This window comes from Sphingomonas bacterium (genome assembly GCF_028292945.1).
GTDB lineage: Bacteria > Pseudomonadota > Alphaproteobacteria > Sphingomonadales > Sphingomonadaceae > Sphingomonas.
Window position 1 is genome coordinate 1 of sequence record NZ_JAQGLJ010000008.1, and the last position, 13,739, is coordinate 13,739.

Consider the following 13,739-nt stretch of genomic DNA (forward strand, 5'->3'; position numbering starts at 1 on the left):
GAATTGGCGAACAGCGCGGTGGCGAGCGGTTGCAGCGCGAGGCCGACGCGAAACTTCTTCGCCATGTCGGCTTCGGACGAATAGTCGAGATTGACCTGCACCGTGCAGGTCCGAAGCATCATGTCGAGGCCAAGACTGCCGACCCGCGGCATGTGGTTGCGCATGATGACGTAGCGGCCCTTGGGCATCACCGGCAGCTCGGCGCGGGTCTTGTCGGGCCACATGCCGAGACCCAGGAAGCCGAGGCCGAGCCGGTCGCCCACCGCCTTGACCTGATCGAGGTGCCGGCCGGTCTCGGCGCATGTCTCGTGCAGGTTTTCGAGCGGCGCGCCCGACAGCTCGATCTGCCCGGCCGGCTCAAGGCTGACCGACCCGTCCGCGCCGGACAGCGCGATGACCTTTCCGTCCTCGAGCACCGGCGTCCAGCCGAACTCGGTCAGCGCCATCAGCAGGTCGCGAATGCCGCCGGGCTCGTCGTAGCTTGGCGCGTGGTGATCGGCCTGCTTGTAGACGAACTTCTCATGCTCGGTGCCGATCCGCCAGCGCTCCGCCGGCTTTTCGCCGCGCGCGAAACTGGCGATCAGCTGGTCGCGCGACTCGATGATCGGCGAGTTCGGCTTTGCAACGGTTTTCGTCGTCATGCGCCGCGCCTTACGCGCGGGCGCGGGGGCGGGCTAGGGGGGTGGTGAGGATCGGAGAGGACGAGTGGGAATGGCGGCTAACGCCCAGTAGCGGACATTCCTTCGGGCCGATACGATCCTGTGATGGAACGGCTAGTCGGGTTTGTTATAGTGGCAGCAACGGTGGTCCCAGTGTGCCTTGGGCCGCTGGCCATCTTGCCTCGTTCGCTCGGGTCGAATGCTGTTGCCTTCGCGGTATCCGCGAGCATTTTTGCGGCATTGACCTTCGTCGGTAGTGGGCTTGTGGGGCCGGTTGATATGCGGCCCATGATCTTCTGGCTCGCAGTGATCTGCGTCGCGCATACGATTTGGTTCTTTTGGAAGGTACGGCCCGCTCGACGGGCACGGAACGTCCGCTAACTACCAATTGCGGTCATTCACGTGCGCCAGTCGCCCGCCGCGGCCATCCACAGGCTGACCGCCGCCGCCGCCGCCGTGTCAGCGCGCAGGATGCGCGGGCCGAGGCTGATGCCGATCGCCTGCGGCAGCGCGCGGATCGCCGCGCGTTCTTCGTCGTCGAATCCGCCTTCCGGCCCGATCAGCACCGCAGCCGGACCCGCATGCGCGCGCATCGCGTCGAACGCGGGGACTCCGCCGGTCTCGTCGGCGAAGAACAACGCCCGTTCCGCCGGCCAATCGCGGAGCAGCGCGGGGAGCTTCACCGGCTCGGCCAGCTGTGTCAGCGTGGTGCGGCCGCATTGCTCGGCCGCTTCGATCAGGTGCGCGCGGAGGCGGTCGGCGTTGGGCTTGTCCACCACCGTGCGGCGCGTCACCACCGGCACGAGCCGCGCGACGCCCAGCTCGCACGCCTTTTCCGCCAGCCAGTCGACGCGGCCCTTCTTCAACGGCGCGGCGCATAGCCACAGGTCGGGGACGGTTTCGCGGGGGCGCAACAACTCGGTCACGTTGAGGGTCAGGTCGCGCTTGCCGACGCTCGCGACGGTGGCGAGCCATTCGCCGGTGCGGTCGTCGAACAATTTCACGGGATCGCCGACCTTCAGCCGCATCACCTGCGCCAGATAATGCGCGGGCGGTCCGTTCAGCGACAGCGGACCGGGCGTCAGCGCGTGGTCGACGAACAGCCGGGGCGTCGACTGCGGCGGCCAGGCGGGCGTGGCGACCATCAGACGCGCCTTCGCTTGCGCCGCCAGCGGCGGATCAGGATGAAAATGACGGTCAGGACCAGCGCCGCCGCGACCGCCGCGACCGCAACGGTGCCCGCGACGCGCAGGATCGCCCAGAACAGCGCCTCGATGAAACGGCCGACCGCGACCGACAGGCCGATCATTCCAGTGCAACCATAGCCATGCAGCGCGGGTAGCGTTTGCCCGCCGCCGATGCCAGCATCCCCGTCATTCCCGCCTTCGCGGGAATGACGGAGGAGTCTAGATGCCCGGCATGACAGACACACCGACCGTTCCCGACACCGAACACCCCGGCATGATCGGCCTGCTGCCCGACAAGCTGCGCGGACTCGCCCTGCTTGCCCGGTTCGATCGTCCCATAGGCTGGTGGCTGCTGTTCTGGCCGTGCGCCTGGGGCGTGGCGCTGGCGGGGGGAGCCTTCGAGCGGTGGCAGCTGCTGGCGTGGCTGCTGCTCGGCAGCATCGCCATGCGCGGTGCGGGGTGCGTCTATAACGACATCGTCGACCGCGATCTCGACGCGCAGGTGGCGCGGACGCGGGCGCGGCCGATCCCGAGCGGGCTGGTGTCGGTGCGCGCGGCTTGGGTCTGGCTCGCCGCGCTGAGCCTAGTCGGGCTGGTCGTGCTGCTGCAGCTGCGCCCGACCGCCGCCGCCGTGGCGGTGGTGAGCCTGGCGCTGGTCGCCGCCTATCCATTCATGAAGCGGGTTACCTGGTGGCCGCAGGCGTGGCTGGGGCTGGTGTTCTCGTGGGGCGCACTGGTCGGCTGGGTCGAGGTGACGGGCGGCTTCGCGCTCGCCGCCGCTCTGCTCTACGCGGGCTCGGTGGCGTGGGTGATCGGCTATGACACGATCTACGCGCTGCAGGATCGCGAGGACGACGCGCTGGTCGGCGTGCGGTCGTCGGCGTTGCGCATGGGGCGGCATGTGCGCCTCGGCGTGGCGCTGTTCTATGTAATGGCACTGGCGCTGTGGGCCGGAGCGCTGTGGCAGATCCGCGCTGATCCCTTGGCACCTGTGGCGCTGGTGCCGGCCGCCTGGCACCTGCTGTGGCAGGCGGCGACGCTGCGACCCCAGGAGGACGGCAACGCGCTGCATAGGTTCCGGTCGAACCGCTTCATCGGGCTGCTGGTGATGCTGGCGTGCGTGGTGGTGGGGACCTAGCGCGCGGAGCGTCGCGAGCCTAAGTCGCCTCGATGCTGACCCCCGACCAGGCGCGTGATCGCGCCGCCGATCTCGTCGCCCGGGCCATCCGCGCCGGCGCCGATGCCGCCGATGCGGTGTTCGCCGCCGATGCCTCGCTCGACGTCTCGGTGCGCCTCGGCAAGCTGGAGGATGTCGGCCGCTCCGAAGGCCACGAGCTTGGCCTGCGCGTTTTCGTCGGCCAGCGCTCGGCGAGCGTGTCGACCGCCGACCTCGATATCGGCACCGACGCATTGATCGCGCGCGCGGTGGCGATGGCGCGCGAGGCACCCGAAGATCCGTGGGCCGGCCTCGCTCCCGCCGACCGGCTGCTGCACGGCGATCCGCCGCAGCTCGACCTCGACGATCTGGCAAATGGGAGCGGCGCGGCCGAGCCCGCCGAGCTGAAACTGCTGGCGCTCGAGGCGGAGGACGCCGCGCGCGCCGTGCCGGGCGTCACCAACTCCGAAGGCGGCGGCGCGTCGGCATCGCGCGGGGTCTGGGCGCTGGCGACGTCGACCGGCTTCGCGCACGCCTATGCCACCACCGGCTACGGCCTGTCGGCGAGCGTGCTGGCGGGCGAAGGCGCGGGCATGGAGCGCGACTATGCGCACCACGCCGCGCGCCGCCGCCACCATCTCGACGCCCCCGCCGATATCGGCGCGCGAGCGGGCGCACGCGCCGTGGCGCGCCTGAATCCGGCCAAGGTAGCGAGCGGGCCGATGCCGGTCGTGTTCGACCCGCGCGTCGGCGCGTCGCTGCTCGGCCATCTGATCGGCGCGATCACCGGCGGCGCGATCGCGCGCAAGACCAGCTTCCTGCTCGACGCGCTCGGCACGGCGGTGTTCGCGGCCGGCGTCAGCGTACAGGACGACCCGCACCGCCCGCACGGCCTGCGCTCGCGCCCCTTCGATGGCGAGGGGCTGCCGGTGTCGCCGATGGCGATCGTCAGCGAGGGCGTGCTGGAGACGTGGCTGCTCGAGACCGCGTCCGCACGTCAGCTGGGCCTGTCGCCAACCGGTCATGCCGCGCGCGGCGTCAACGGCGCACCGGGCGTGTCGACGTCGAACCTGTACATGGCCCCCGGTCGCGAGCCGGTCGCGACGCTGCTCGCCGACATCGCCGACGGGGTCTACGTCACCGAGCTGATCGGGATGGGCGTCAACGGCACGACCGGCGACTACAGCCGCGGCGCGGCAGGGTTTCGCATCGTGCGCGGCGAGATCGCCGGGCCGGTGTCGGAGTTCACGATCGCGGGCAATCTGCTGGAGATGTATCGCGCGCTCACACCCGCCAATGACCTCCAGTTCCGCTACGGCATCAACGTGCCGACGATCCGCGTCGACGGGATGACCATTGCCAGCGGGTGACCTGCTCGACGCGGTGACGGCGATCTGCGCCGAGGCCGGCGCGCTGGCGCTGGGGCGGTGGCGGGGCGATTACGGGCGCGGCACCAAGGCGGACGGCTCGCCGGTAAGCGAGGTCGATCTCGCCGTCGATGCCCTGCTGCACGAGCGGCTGACCGCGCTGTTGCCCGAGGCCGGCTGGCTGTCGGAGGAGACTGCCGACGCGCCCGACCGGCTCGCGAAGCGGCGCGTGTGGGTGGTCGACCCGATCGACGGCACGCGCGCCTATATGCAGGGCCGCGACGGCTGGTGCGTTTCGGTCGCGCTGGTGGAGGACGGGCGCGCGGTGCTGGGCGTGCTCGACGCGACCGCGCGCGGCGAGGTGTGGCGGGCAGGCGTCGGGCAGGGGGCGTGGCGGGGCGACGAGCGGCTGCACGCGAGCGACCGCACGCAGCTCGACGGCGCACGCATTCCCGCCGTGGCCCTCCCCAAGGCGGATCGGCTGTTCGCTTGCGTCACCCAACCCAACTCCATCGCGCTTCGCATCGCCATGGTCGCCGCCGATCAGGCCGACCTCGTCGCGACACTCCGCTGGGGCGCGGAATGGGACATCGCCGCCGCCGCGTTGATCGCGAGCGAAGCCGGCGCGCGGGTGACGGACGCGTTGGGCCTGCCGCTCCAGTTCAACAAGCCGAGACCGCAGGCGTTCGGGGTACTCGCAAGTGCTCCGGGCCTGCACCGCGCGGCGGTGGCGCACCTGGCGGAGCGAGCAGGACGGTTGGCGAGCGTGGTCTAGCGCAACGGTCGCATGATCTTCAGCACGCGCGTAGCGACCGCACGACCAATCTCCTCGCCGGCTTCGTTTGAAAACCGGTAATGCACACCGCCAAGCGTGCGTGATAGGCTGACCTGCCGCACCCAGTCGTCGAAGGTGGGCATGCGCATCACGACCGCATCCGGGATCGACTCTGACGCGACCACCACACCGCCCGGCGGAGCGTCACCGACCTCGGCTGCGAGCATCGTCGCCGCGACCGCTGCGTAGCCGCAATGTCCGCACGGATATTCGGGATGGTTGGGCGTGTTGATGAACGGCAGCCAGCCCGGATCGGGCACGGTCGCCGGATTGCCGTCATCCTCCGCGTTGCGGATCGCGGTGATCGGCCGCCAGAAATTATAGTGCATCTTGGCGTCCACCATCGCCAGTCTTTCGTCATATTCGGCGATCCACTGCCGCGCGAGCATGCGCGCGTTCTGCACGGTGCTCCGACCCGGCATGTCGGCGATGTAGCGCATCATCGGCATCAGATTGGGCGTGATGCGATACCGCGCCATCAGCGTCTGATGCGCGGTGCGCTCGGTGGACTGCCTGCCGCCCAGCCGCTTCACCTCGTTCAGGTGGCTGGCATAGCGGTCGGACGCGAGCGCCGGCGGCGGGCCGGGCCGTACCGCGTCGATTCGGCCGATCACCCAGGGCTTCAGCGCCTGGTTGTAGGGTTCGAACACCGGCAGCGACGCGCCGACCCAGGTGCCGGGGCGCGTGAACGGGCGATAGGCCTTCTGGATCACCGTGGTGTCCAGCCCGACATGGGTGAGCGCGAGTACGGCAGCGGCCGCGCCCACCGCCTCGCCGGCGGATTTGCTCTCAGCCGAATCCGGCAGCGCCGCGATCGCAAAGGCGGCGTTCTCGACGATGCGGGCCTTCTTGTCGGGGTAGCAGCCGACCAGCGCGTCGCGCGCGGCCGCGATCACGGCGGCATCCAGCGATGCTCCGCGCCTGGCCGCAGCCATGCCCAGAAAGCTGGCGTAGCGGTGGTCGATCGCGTTGGCGGCCTCGAACATCGCGATTGCCATCTTGGAGCTGGCGAGCCCCGCCTCCGGCGCGTCGCCCGCGCCCGGCTCCAGCTTGACGGCGTACTCGGCCCAGTCGATCACCACATCAGCCCGTACCGGCGCGCTCGCCAACAGCGCGGCCGCCGCCGCCAACAGCCTGATTTCCATGTCCCATGTCCCGCCCGTCGCGACGCGAGATTATCGGCCTCAAGCCCCGGGTTATTGGACGGAAGCGACATCCATAGGGTCAGGAATGGCCGGCGTCATCGCGGTACTTCATCTCCAGATATCGGCCCCTGGTCTGCAGCTGATCCAGGTCCGCCGCCGCGAGGCGCTCCGTCATGTCCCCGATGCCGCGTTCGATCAGTTTCAGGCCGTCGACCAGTTCCGCGTCGGGGGTGCGCCCGTTGCGTTCCACCGTGCGCAGGTTCGCGGGGACGCGCTCGTAATCCTTGATGAACGCGGGCAGTTGTTCGCCGACCAGCTTACGGACTTCGTAGGCGGCGTCGGTCTCGTCATCGACGCGCGCGAGTTGCGGGGAGAGCTGCTCCAGCCGCTGACTGATGCTGTCGACCAGCCGCACCGCGGGGGCGGGGAGGGCGGGGCGCTGTGCCTCCAGCCAGCGTTCGGTCTGCGCGGGGAGGGTCTTGAGGTCGGTCTGGCGGAGCTTCTCCTCGGTCGGCGGCCTCGCGGCCGGCGCCAGCGCGATGGCCAGCGTTACCGCGACCAGCAGCATCATCACCGCCAAAAACCCGAGCACCCCCAAGCCGCCGATCACACCGCCCAAGATCGCGGCGGCGATAAGGATCGCCGCATCCGCAGCCGCGATCAGCGCCAGCCGCCTGCCGACGCCGGTCGCCTTGCGCGCGATGCGCTTGCGGTGAACCCGCACCTGCTGGCCGTAATCGCCCGCGATCCGCTCCATCGAGGCGCGCGCGCGGGCGATCTGGTCGTCGACGTCGCTCACCGCTTAAACCGCCTCGAGCTGGAACTGCGCGGGGGACGGTCCGCCAACCTTGCCTTGCGCCGCACCTTCCGCGCGGGCGATATAGCCCTTAGACTTCTCCACCTCCGCGCCCAACGACGTGACGGTCACCTTCATCGAGTCGAGCGCCTTCAATTTGAACGTGTCGATCGCGTCCATCGTGTCGTAGATGTTCTGGAACGCGCGCTGCAGCGTCTCCAGCGGAATCGTCGCCGACGCCGCCTGCTCGTGGATGCGCGCGGTGTTGTCCTTGAGCAGCTTGCCGGTCGAGTCGATGATGTTCGCAGTCGTGGTGTTGAGCTGCGTGATCTGCTCCAGCACCAGCTTCTGGTTGGTCAGCGCCGACGCGACGGTGACGGCGGTGCGCAGCGCCGAGACGGTCGTCGTCGACGCGCGGTCGACGCCCTTCACCAGCTCGACATTGTTCTTCTTGACCAAATCGAGCGCCAGATAGCCCTGCACCGTCACCGCCATCTGCGTCAGCAGGTCCTGCGTGCGCTGGCGGGTGTAGAACAGTGCCGTCTCGCGGATCGCCTTGGCCTTGGCGGGGTCGGTCGCGTCGAGTTCGAGCGCCTTGTCCTCCAGCCGCTGATCCATCGTCTTGGACAGGTGGATCATCTGTTCCAGCTTGCCCATCGAGGCCCACAGGTTCGCGCGTTCGGTGTCGATGGCGGCATTGTCCATCAACAGCTCGTCCTTGCCGGAGGCGAGGCCCTTCAGGATCGAGCTGATGTGCGTCTGGCTCGATTTGTAGGTGTCGAAATAATTGCGCATCTTGTTGCCGAACGGGATGATCCCGAACAGCTTCTGCGGCGCGGTGAGGTTGCCCTTCTTGCCGGGATCGAGGTCTTCCACCACCCGGCGCAACTGGGCCAGGTCCTTGCCGACGCCGCCTTCCTGATCCATCGCGCGGATCGGGCGGTCGAGGAAGCGGTTGGACTGGCCCGCGGCGTCGCGGATCTCCTTTTGCCCCATCGCGGTGATCGCATCGACGCGGCGGCCGAATTCCGGGCTGTTGACGTCCTGCGCGATCAGCTCGCTGACAAACTGGTCGACACGCTCGTCCAGCTTCGTCTTGGCGTCCGACGACACCGGCACCAGCCCCGCCGCCTTCGTCGCCTGAACGACGGGCACGGGATCGGGCGGGGTCAGCGTCAGCGTCGGTTCGGCGGTCAGCGTCTCGGTGGTGGTCGCCATCTCGTGTCCAGCTCCAGCTCGTAATCGGCGCCACCTTAGGGCTTGGCGAACCGATCGCAAAGTGTGTTGTAAAGGTAAGACGGTAAGTGCGACCCTTTTTGCCGAGTGGCCGTCATCGGGTGGAACGAAGCGATCAAATCGCGGGTTGTTCGGCCGGTAACCCACTCTATTAAAAGGAAACATTGATGCAGATCAAGTTCGCCGGCGCAGCGCTAGCGCTCGCTTTCGCCGCTCCCGGATTGGCCCAGACCCCTCCACCGCCTCCTCCGCCCGAGGCGAGGACCAGCGCCATGCCCTATGTCATGGCCGCGGGCATGTCCGATCAGTACGAAATCCAGTCGAGCCGCATCGCCGTGAAGAAGTCGCCCAATGCGCGGACGCGGCGTTACGCGGCCATGCTGATCCAGCATCACAACAAGACCACGGCCGCGACGACGAGGGCGGCGATGCGCGCCCGGCTCGCACCGCCGGCGCCGATGCTCGACCCGCGCGCCGCGCCGTCGCTGGCGGAGTTGAACGCCGCGTCGCCCGCCGACTTCGACCGCGTTTACTTCGGCCAGCAGGTGCCCGCGCATCAGGCGGCTCTGGATCTGCACAGCAGCTACGCTGCCAATGGCGACGCCGCCCCGCTGCGGGCGACGGCGCGTACGGCGGTGCCGGTCGTGCGCAAGCACCTGACCGACGCGCAAAGGATGATGAACGGCATGCCCGGCCACAACATGTCGCGCATGTAAGAGGTCGCGACTAGGCCAGCTTGAAGGGCGCGGAATCGAGAGGTTCCGCGCCCGTTCGCGTGCCTGCTCTTCCCGCATCGCACCATTTCGTCTATGCGCGCCGACGAAACGCCGCGGGATCGCCCGCCCCAGCCCAGGAAAACCCATGAACCTCCGCAACGTGGCGATCATCGCCCACGTCGATCACGGCAAGACCACGCTCGTCGACCAGCTCTTTCGCCAGTCCGGCACGTTCCGCGACAACCAGCGCATCGAAGAGCGTGCGATGGATTCGAACGACCTGGAAAAGGAGCGCGGGATCACGATCCTGGCCAAGTGCACCTCGGTCGAGTGGCACGGGACCAACGGCGACACCCGCATCAACATCGTCGACACGCCCGGCCACGCCGACTTTGGTGGCGAGGTGGAGCGCATCCTGTCGATGGTCGACGGCGTGATCCTCCTGGTCGACTCGGCAGAGGGCGCGATGCCGCAGACCAAGTTCGTGACGGGCAAGGCGCTGGCGCTGGGGCTGCGGCCGATCGTCGTCGTTAACAAGGTCGATCGCAGCGACGCGCGCATCCAGGAAGTGCTGGACGAGGTGTTCGACCTGTTCGTCAGCCTGGAGGCGTCCGACGAGCAGCTCGACTTCCCGGTGCTCTACGCATCCGGGCGCAACGGCTATGCCTCGACCGATCCCGATGCCCGCGAGGGCACGCTGACGCCGATGTTCGAGACGATCGTCAACCACGTGCCGCCGCCCAGCGCGGATCCCGACGGCCCGTTCAAGTTCCTGGTGACGCTGCTCGATCGCGACAATTTCCTGGGTCGCATCCTGACAGGGCTGGTGTTCTCGGGTTCGGTCAAGACCAACATGCCGATCCATGCGCTCGATAACGACGGCAAGATCGTCGAGACCGGCCGCGCGTCCAAGATCATGGCGTTTCGCGGGCTGGAGCGCGTGCCGGTGGACGAGGCGAGCGCGGGCGACATCATCTCGATCGCGGGCCTGGCGACCACGACGGTGTCGAACACGATCTGCGACCCCAGTGTCACCGATCCGCTCCATGCCCAGCCGATCGACCCGCCGACGCTGTCGATGCGCTTTGCCGTCAACGACAGCCCGATGGCCGGGCGCGAGGGCAGCAAGGTGACGAGCCGCATGATCCGCGATCGCCTGTTCCGCGAGGCCGAGTCCAACGTCGCGATCAAGGTGACCGAAGCCGCCGACCGTGACAGCTACGAGGTCGCGGGCCGTGGCGAGCTGCAGCTGGGCGTACTGATCGAGACGATGCGCCGCGAGGGCTTCGAGCTCGGCATCAGCCGTCCCCGCGTGCTGTTCGGCGAGGACGAGGACGGCAAGAAGACCGAGCCGTACGAGACCGTCATCATCGACGTCGACGAGGAGTATTCGGGCACGGTCGTCGAGAAGATGGCGATCCGCAAGGCCGAGCTGACGGACATGCGGCCGTCGGGCGGCAACAAGACGCGCATCACCTTCTCCGCGCCCAGCCGCGGCATGATCGGCTATCACGGCGAGTTCCTGTCCGACACGCGCGGCACCGGGATCATGAACCGGCTCTTCGAGAAATACGGGCCGCACAAGGGCCAGATCGAGGGCCGCAAGAACGGCGTGCTGATCTCCAACGGCAGCGGCGAGGCCAACGCCTATGCGCTCGGCTTCCTGGAGGAGCGCGGCATCCTGATGGTGGCGCCCGGCGACCCGCTGTACGAGGGCATCATCATCGGCGAGAATGCCAAGACGGACGACCTTGAGGTCAATCCGATGAAGGCCAAGCAGCTGACGAACTTCCGCGCGAGCGGAGGCAAGGACGACGCGATCCGGCTGACCCCGCCCAAGAAGCTGACGCTGGAACAGGCGATCGCCTATATCGACGACGACGAGATGGTCGAGGTGACGCCCAAGTCGATCCGCCTGCGCAAGCGCTTCCTGGACCCGCACGAGCGCAAGAAGGCGGGGCGGCAGAAGCAGGCGGCCTGAGCAAGGGATCAGGCGCTTTCTCTAGAGCGCCATCCCGTGCAATGCTCGATTCCTAGGGTCTCGGGTGAAATCACGAAGGCCGCTCACGCAGGCGCAGATTAGGAACGAGGCGAAAGCATTGCTCGGGTCGGAGCCGGGTGGATTGCGTTAGAGCGTCGTGCTTAGCCGGATTCGTGAGGTCAGTCCCGATACACCTCGCAACAGCATTCGTGGAGCGACGTTTACACTCTCGGGATGATCCGTCGGTCATCAAGGTATCGCGGGGATTTTATCGCCTTCGTGCATTGATGGAAGAAGCGATACGAGAGGGTTGAGGAGACGTTCAAGTCGGTCCGTCTGCGCATGCCGATCCTCGACCCGCACGAGCGCAAGCGTGCGGGTCGCCGGAAGCGAGCCGCCTACATCAGTGTTAGCGAAGACGAGGCGAAAACTTACCTAGACGACCTCATCGAGCAGGTGCTCGGCGGCCACAAGGTGGTAATCACTCGTGGTACGGAGCCGGTGGTGAGGCTGGTGCGCGAGAAAGCGGGCGGCGTGGCCGCGTAGGTGGTGGAGTCGCCTGTCAGGCCGTGATCGGCTGCCCCATCGTTAGCGTCTTGCCGCGCGTGATGATCACCACATCGCCCAGCTTTACCACCCCAAACAGCTTCTTCGCAAAGGCGACTGGCACGCCGATGCAGCCGTGCGTGGCATAGCCCCACTCGACTTCCGCGCCATGAACGGAGATGCCGTCGTTGGTCAGCCGTAGCATGTAGGGCATGGGCGAGCCGTAGATGCTGGAGACGTGAACCGCGTCCTTCTCCGTGATCGGGAAATGCCCGAGCGGTGTTGGCTTGTCGTTATCGCCGTACAGGATCGCGGTCGCGCCGATCTCGTGCCCGTCACGAAACACGGACAGCACCTGCGCCTCAAGATCGACGGTGATGATCAAAGGTCCCGTGACCCCTCGCGTTTCGTCCCAATGGTGCTCGCCGAATTTCAGTGGACCAGAAATCGGCAGCACGCTTCTGACGACCAGCGGCGCCGGCGTGGGCGATGGCTTGGGCGCGGGGCGGGACACCGTAGCCATGCGAACCGGCTCGGGCACCGCCACCACGACCGTTGCAGGGGGCACTGTCCGGTTGGCGAACGCCAGAATGCCTAAGCCGGCGCCTATCACCAGCACGGCTATCGCGAGAAGGCGAGGGAGGGAGAGCGAGTTCATCGCGCAAGCCTAACGCCTGGCGGTTAAGATCGCGCGACCGAGGATCTTGCTCGTCCAAGAGATCGGGCGAGGTGTCGATCAATTCGCCCATCAGCCGGGTGGCAGTCATCGGGCGAGCTTCATGATGACCGCCCATTGCGCATCGCCGACCGGCGAGACCGACAATCGCGACTGACGCAGCACGACCATGTCGGCGAGCGCGGGCGTTGCTTTCATCGTCGCCAATGTGACCGGGCGGGGCAGGGGAGCACCCGGTTCGATCCGGACCGAGACCCAGCGGCCATCGTCACCATCGGGTTGCGCGCCCCGCACGATCCGCACGACGCCCACCGCCGCCTTCTGCGGTCCGCTATGATAGATCAGTGCCTCGTCACCCACCGCCATCTCGCGCAGGTGCTTCGCGGCGGCTGGGTTGCGGACGCCATCCCATTCGGTGCCGCCGTCGCGGACCAGGTCGGTCCAGCCGTACGAGGCCGGTTCGCTCTTCAATAGCCAAAAGGCCAGGTCCGCCTCCTAAACAGTAGCTTAACGTCTCATTCCACGCCCGTTCAGCGCGAATCGGGCAGAGCATGCAACAAGGTCGCGGCGATGTCCGTTCTTTAGTCCTCGACCGAGTGTAACGAGTAGGAGGTCATCATGACGGGACTGATCAAGAAGGCGGTACTGGGCGGTGCCCTGGCGGTGAGCACGCTAGTGGCGGTGGCGCCCGCCGAAGCGCAATATTATCGCGATCGTCGCCATCGCGGCGGTGACGCGGCGGGTGCCGCAATCGTCGGTGGCATCATCGGCTTGGGCCTCGGCGCGGCGATCGCATCCAGCGGCAATCGCGGTGGGTACTACGATCGCGGTTATTACAATGGCGGACCGCGCGGCTATTACAACAACAGCTACAACAACTATTACCAGCAGCCGTACAGCTACTACAATCAGCACGACTATCAGCAGCGGTGCTGGACCGAGCGGCGCTATGACCCGTATGTCGGACGTCGCGTTCGCGTGCGGATCTGCCAATAAGCCGATCTGCGCTTAAGGCATGAGGGCGGCGCGGGGAGCGATCCTCGCGCCGCTTTTTTGTGGCCGTGGCGGCGCGAGCGCGGCTAAGAGCCGGCAATGACCGACACGCCTCCGGACCATCTGTCCTCCGACCCGCGCAGCCCCTTTTTCAACCAGGAAGCGTTGGAGCGCGGCATCGGCATCCGCTTCAAGGGTGCCGAACGCAAGGACGTGGAAGAGTATAGCTTGCCCGAGGGCTGGATTCGCGTCGCACTGGGCAAGAAGGTCGACCGGCAGGGGCGGCCGTTGACGATCAAGCTCTCCGGCCCGGTCGAGGCATGGTTCGAGCGGCCCGCAGCGGGTCCGGAGGGCGAACCGCTGGAGGACTGATCAAGGGTTCGGCTACGCGCTCTGCGGCCGAACGTCGCTCACCCGATCGGCGCGAACGGGCGCGGTAAGGGAAA

General features: G+C 67.5%; 16 protein-coding genes. 8 read left to right on the plus strand and 8 right to left on the minus strand.

Going from position 1 to position 13,739, the window contains the following annotated elements:
• From JWN21_RS00975 to JWN21_RS00985, 3 genes are all read right to left on the minus strand, one after another.
• Positions 1 to 641 (minus strand): glutamate-cysteine ligase family protein (locus tag JWN21_RS00975; RefSeq protein ID WP_299645526.1); only part of this gene is annotated, 641 nt, incomplete at its 3' end.
• Between the two features lie 416 nt (positions 642 to 1,057).
• Positions 1,058 to 1,804, minus strand: a complete 747-nt coding sequence (locus JWN21_RS00980) for a 16S rRNA (uracil(1498)-N(3))-methyltransferase (RefSeq protein WP_299645527.1) — start codon at positions 1,802 to 1,804, stop codon at positions 1,058 to 1,060.
• Positions 1,804 to 1,968, minus strand: a complete 165-nt coding sequence (locus tag JWN21_RS00985; RefSeq protein ID WP_299645528.1) for a hypothetical protein — start codon at positions 1,966 to 1,968, stop codon at positions 1,804 to 1,806. Before JWN21_RS00985 ends, JWN21_RS00980 begins: the two co-directional genes overlap by 1 nt.
• Positions 1,969 to 2,078: 110 nt before the next feature.
• Between JWN21_RS00985 and ubiA the strand changes: the two genes are divergently transcribed.
• Genes ubiA through JWN21_RS01000 form a run of 3 tightly spaced genes read left to right on the plus strand, consistent with a single transcriptional unit; the run spans position 2,079 to position 5,144 of the window.
• Positions 2,079 to 2,984 (plus strand): 4-hydroxybenzoate octaprenyltransferase, encoded by a 906-nt coding sequence (gene ubiA / locus JWN21_RS00990; RefSeq protein ID WP_299645529.1) that lies wholly within the window; start codon positions 2,079 to 2,081, stop codon positions 2,982 to 2,984.
• A gap of 32 nt (positions 2,985 to 3,016) precedes the next feature.
• Complete coding sequence (locus JWN21_RS00995) at positions 3,017 to 4,372, plus strand: TldD/PmbA family protein (protein WP_299645530.1); 1,356 nt, start codon at positions 3,017 to 3,019, stop codon at positions 4,370 to 4,372.
• The gene (locus JWN21_RS01000; RefSeq protein ID WP_299645531.1) at positions 4,359 to 5,144 is read left to right on the plus strand and encodes a 3'(2'),5'-bisphosphate nucleotidase CysQ; all 786 of its coding nucleotides are present in this window, start codon (positions 4,359 to 4,361) and stop codon (positions 5,142 to 5,144) included. Before JWN21_RS00995 ends, JWN21_RS01000 begins: the two co-directional genes overlap by 14 nt.
• Here JWN21_RS01000 and JWN21_RS01005 read toward each other — a convergent pair.
• From JWN21_RS01005 to JWN21_RS01015, 3 genes are all read right to left on the minus strand, one after another.
• Entirely contained in the window at positions 5,141 to 6,349 is a 1,209-nt protein-coding gene (locus tag JWN21_RS01005) for a vanadium-dependent haloperoxidase (protein ID WP_299645532.1), read from the minus strand. The genes JWN21_RS01000 and JWN21_RS01005 overlap by 4 nt on opposite strands.
• A gap of 79 nt (positions 6,350 to 6,428) precedes the next feature.
• Entirely contained in the window at positions 6,429 to 7,148 is a 720-nt protein-coding gene (locus tag JWN21_RS01010; protein WP_299645533.1) for a hypothetical protein, read from the minus strand.
• A gap of 3 nt (positions 7,149 to 7,151) precedes the next feature.
• Positions 7,152 to 8,363: a toxic anion resistance protein gene (locus JWN21_RS01015; protein WP_299645534.1), complete on the minus strand. Its 1,212-nt coding sequence runs from the start codon at positions 8,361 to 8,363 to the stop codon at positions 7,152 to 7,154.
• A gap of 185 nt (positions 8,364 to 8,548) precedes the next feature.
• Between JWN21_RS01015 and JWN21_RS01020 the strand changes: the two genes are divergently transcribed.
• From JWN21_RS01020 to JWN21_RS01030, 3 genes are all read left to right on the plus strand, one after another.
• Positions 8,549 to 9,097, plus strand: coding sequence for a DUF4142 domain-containing protein (locus JWN21_RS01020; RefSeq protein WP_299645535.1), 549 nt, complete (start codon positions 8,549 to 8,551; stop codon positions 9,095 to 9,097).
• Positions 9,098 to 9,242: 145 nt separating this feature from the next.
• Positions 9,243 to 11,078 (plus strand): translational GTPase TypA, encoded by a 1,836-nt coding sequence (typA, locus tag JWN21_RS01025; protein WP_299645536.1) that lies wholly within the window; start codon positions 9,243 to 9,245, stop codon positions 11,076 to 11,078.
• A gap of 342 nt (positions 11,079 to 11,420) precedes the next feature.
• On the plus strand, positions 11,421 to 11,624 hold the full coding sequence (locus JWN21_RS01030) for a hypothetical protein (RefSeq protein WP_299645537.1): 204 nt from the start codon (positions 11,421 to 11,423) through the stop codon (positions 11,622 to 11,624).
• Positions 11,625 to 11,640: 16 nt separating this feature from the next.
• Here JWN21_RS01030 and JWN21_RS01035 read toward each other — a convergent pair whose 3' ends face one another.
• Positions 11,641 to 12,237: a L,D-transpeptidase family protein gene (locus JWN21_RS01035; protein WP_299645538.1), complete on the minus strand. Its 597-nt coding sequence runs from the start codon at positions 12,235 to 12,237 to the stop codon at positions 11,641 to 11,643.
• Positions 12,238 to 12,387: 150 nt separating this feature from the next.
• Positions 12,388 to 12,786, minus strand: coding sequence for an EVE domain-containing protein (locus JWN21_RS01040; RefSeq protein ID WP_299645589.1), 399 nt, complete (start codon positions 12,784 to 12,786; stop codon positions 12,388 to 12,390).
• A 132-nt stretch (positions 12,787 to 12,918) separates the two neighbouring features.
• Here JWN21_RS01040 and JWN21_RS01045 point away from each other — a divergent pair, with 132 nt between their 5' ends.
• Together JWN21_RS01045 and JWN21_RS01050 are read left to right on the plus strand one after the other, a co-directional pair.
• Positions 12,919 to 13,296 carry a hypothetical protein gene (locus tag JWN21_RS01045; protein ID WP_299645539.1) on the plus strand — a complete coding sequence of 126 codons (378 nt, stop codon included), beginning with the start codon at positions 12,919 to 12,921 and terminating at the stop codon, positions 13,294 to 13,296.
• 96 nt (positions 13,297 to 13,392) lie between these two features.
• Positions 13,393 to 13,665: a DUF3297 family protein gene (locus JWN21_RS01050; protein ID WP_299645540.1), complete on the plus strand. Its 273-nt coding sequence runs from the start codon at positions 13,393 to 13,395 to the stop codon at positions 13,663 to 13,665.
• Positions 13,666 to 13,739: the final 74 nt, after the last annotated feature.

Coding starts and splice junctions, on each gene's coding strand:
- JWN21_RS01045 (WP_299645539.1), top strand. CDS start 12,919: ATGACGGGACTGATCAAGAAGGCGGTACTGGGCGGTGCCCTGGCGGTG.
- ubiA (WP_299645529.1), top strand. CDS start 2,079: ATGACAGACACACCGACCGTTCCCGACACCGAACACCCCGGCATGATC.
- JWN21_RS01005 (WP_299645532.1), bottom strand. CDS start 6,349: ATGGAAATCAGGCTGTTGGCGGCGGCGGCCGCGCTGTTGGCGAGCGCG.
- JWN21_RS00995 (WP_299645530.1), top strand. CDS start 3,017: ATGCTGACCCCCGACCAGGCGCGTGATCGCGCCGCCGATCTCGTCGCC.
- JWN21_RS01050 (WP_299645540.1), top strand. CDS start 13,393: ATGACCGACACGCCTCCGGACCATCTGTCCTCCGACCCGCGCAGCCCC.
- typA (WP_299645536.1), top strand. CDS start 9,243: ATGAACCTCCGCAACGTGGCGATCATCGCCCACGTCGATCACGGCAAG.
- JWN21_RS00980 (WP_299645527.1), bottom strand. CDS start 1,804: ATGGTCGCCACGCCCGCCTGGCCGCCGCAGTCGACGCCCCGGCTGTTC.
- JWN21_RS00985 (WP_299645528.1), bottom strand. CDS start 1,968: ATGATCGGCCTGTCGGTCGCGGTCGGCCGTTTCATCGAGGCGCTGTTC.
- JWN21_RS01030 (WP_299645537.1), top strand. CDS start 11,421: ATGCCGATCCTCGACCCGCACGAGCGCAAGCGTGCGGGTCGCCGGAAG.
- JWN21_RS01020 (WP_299645535.1), top strand. CDS start 8,549: ATGCAGATCAAGTTCGCCGGCGCAGCGCTAGCGCTCGCTTTCGCCGCT.
- JWN21_RS01015 (WP_299645534.1), bottom strand. CDS start 8,363: ATGGCGACCACCACCGAGACGCTGACCGCCGAACCGACGCTGACGCTG.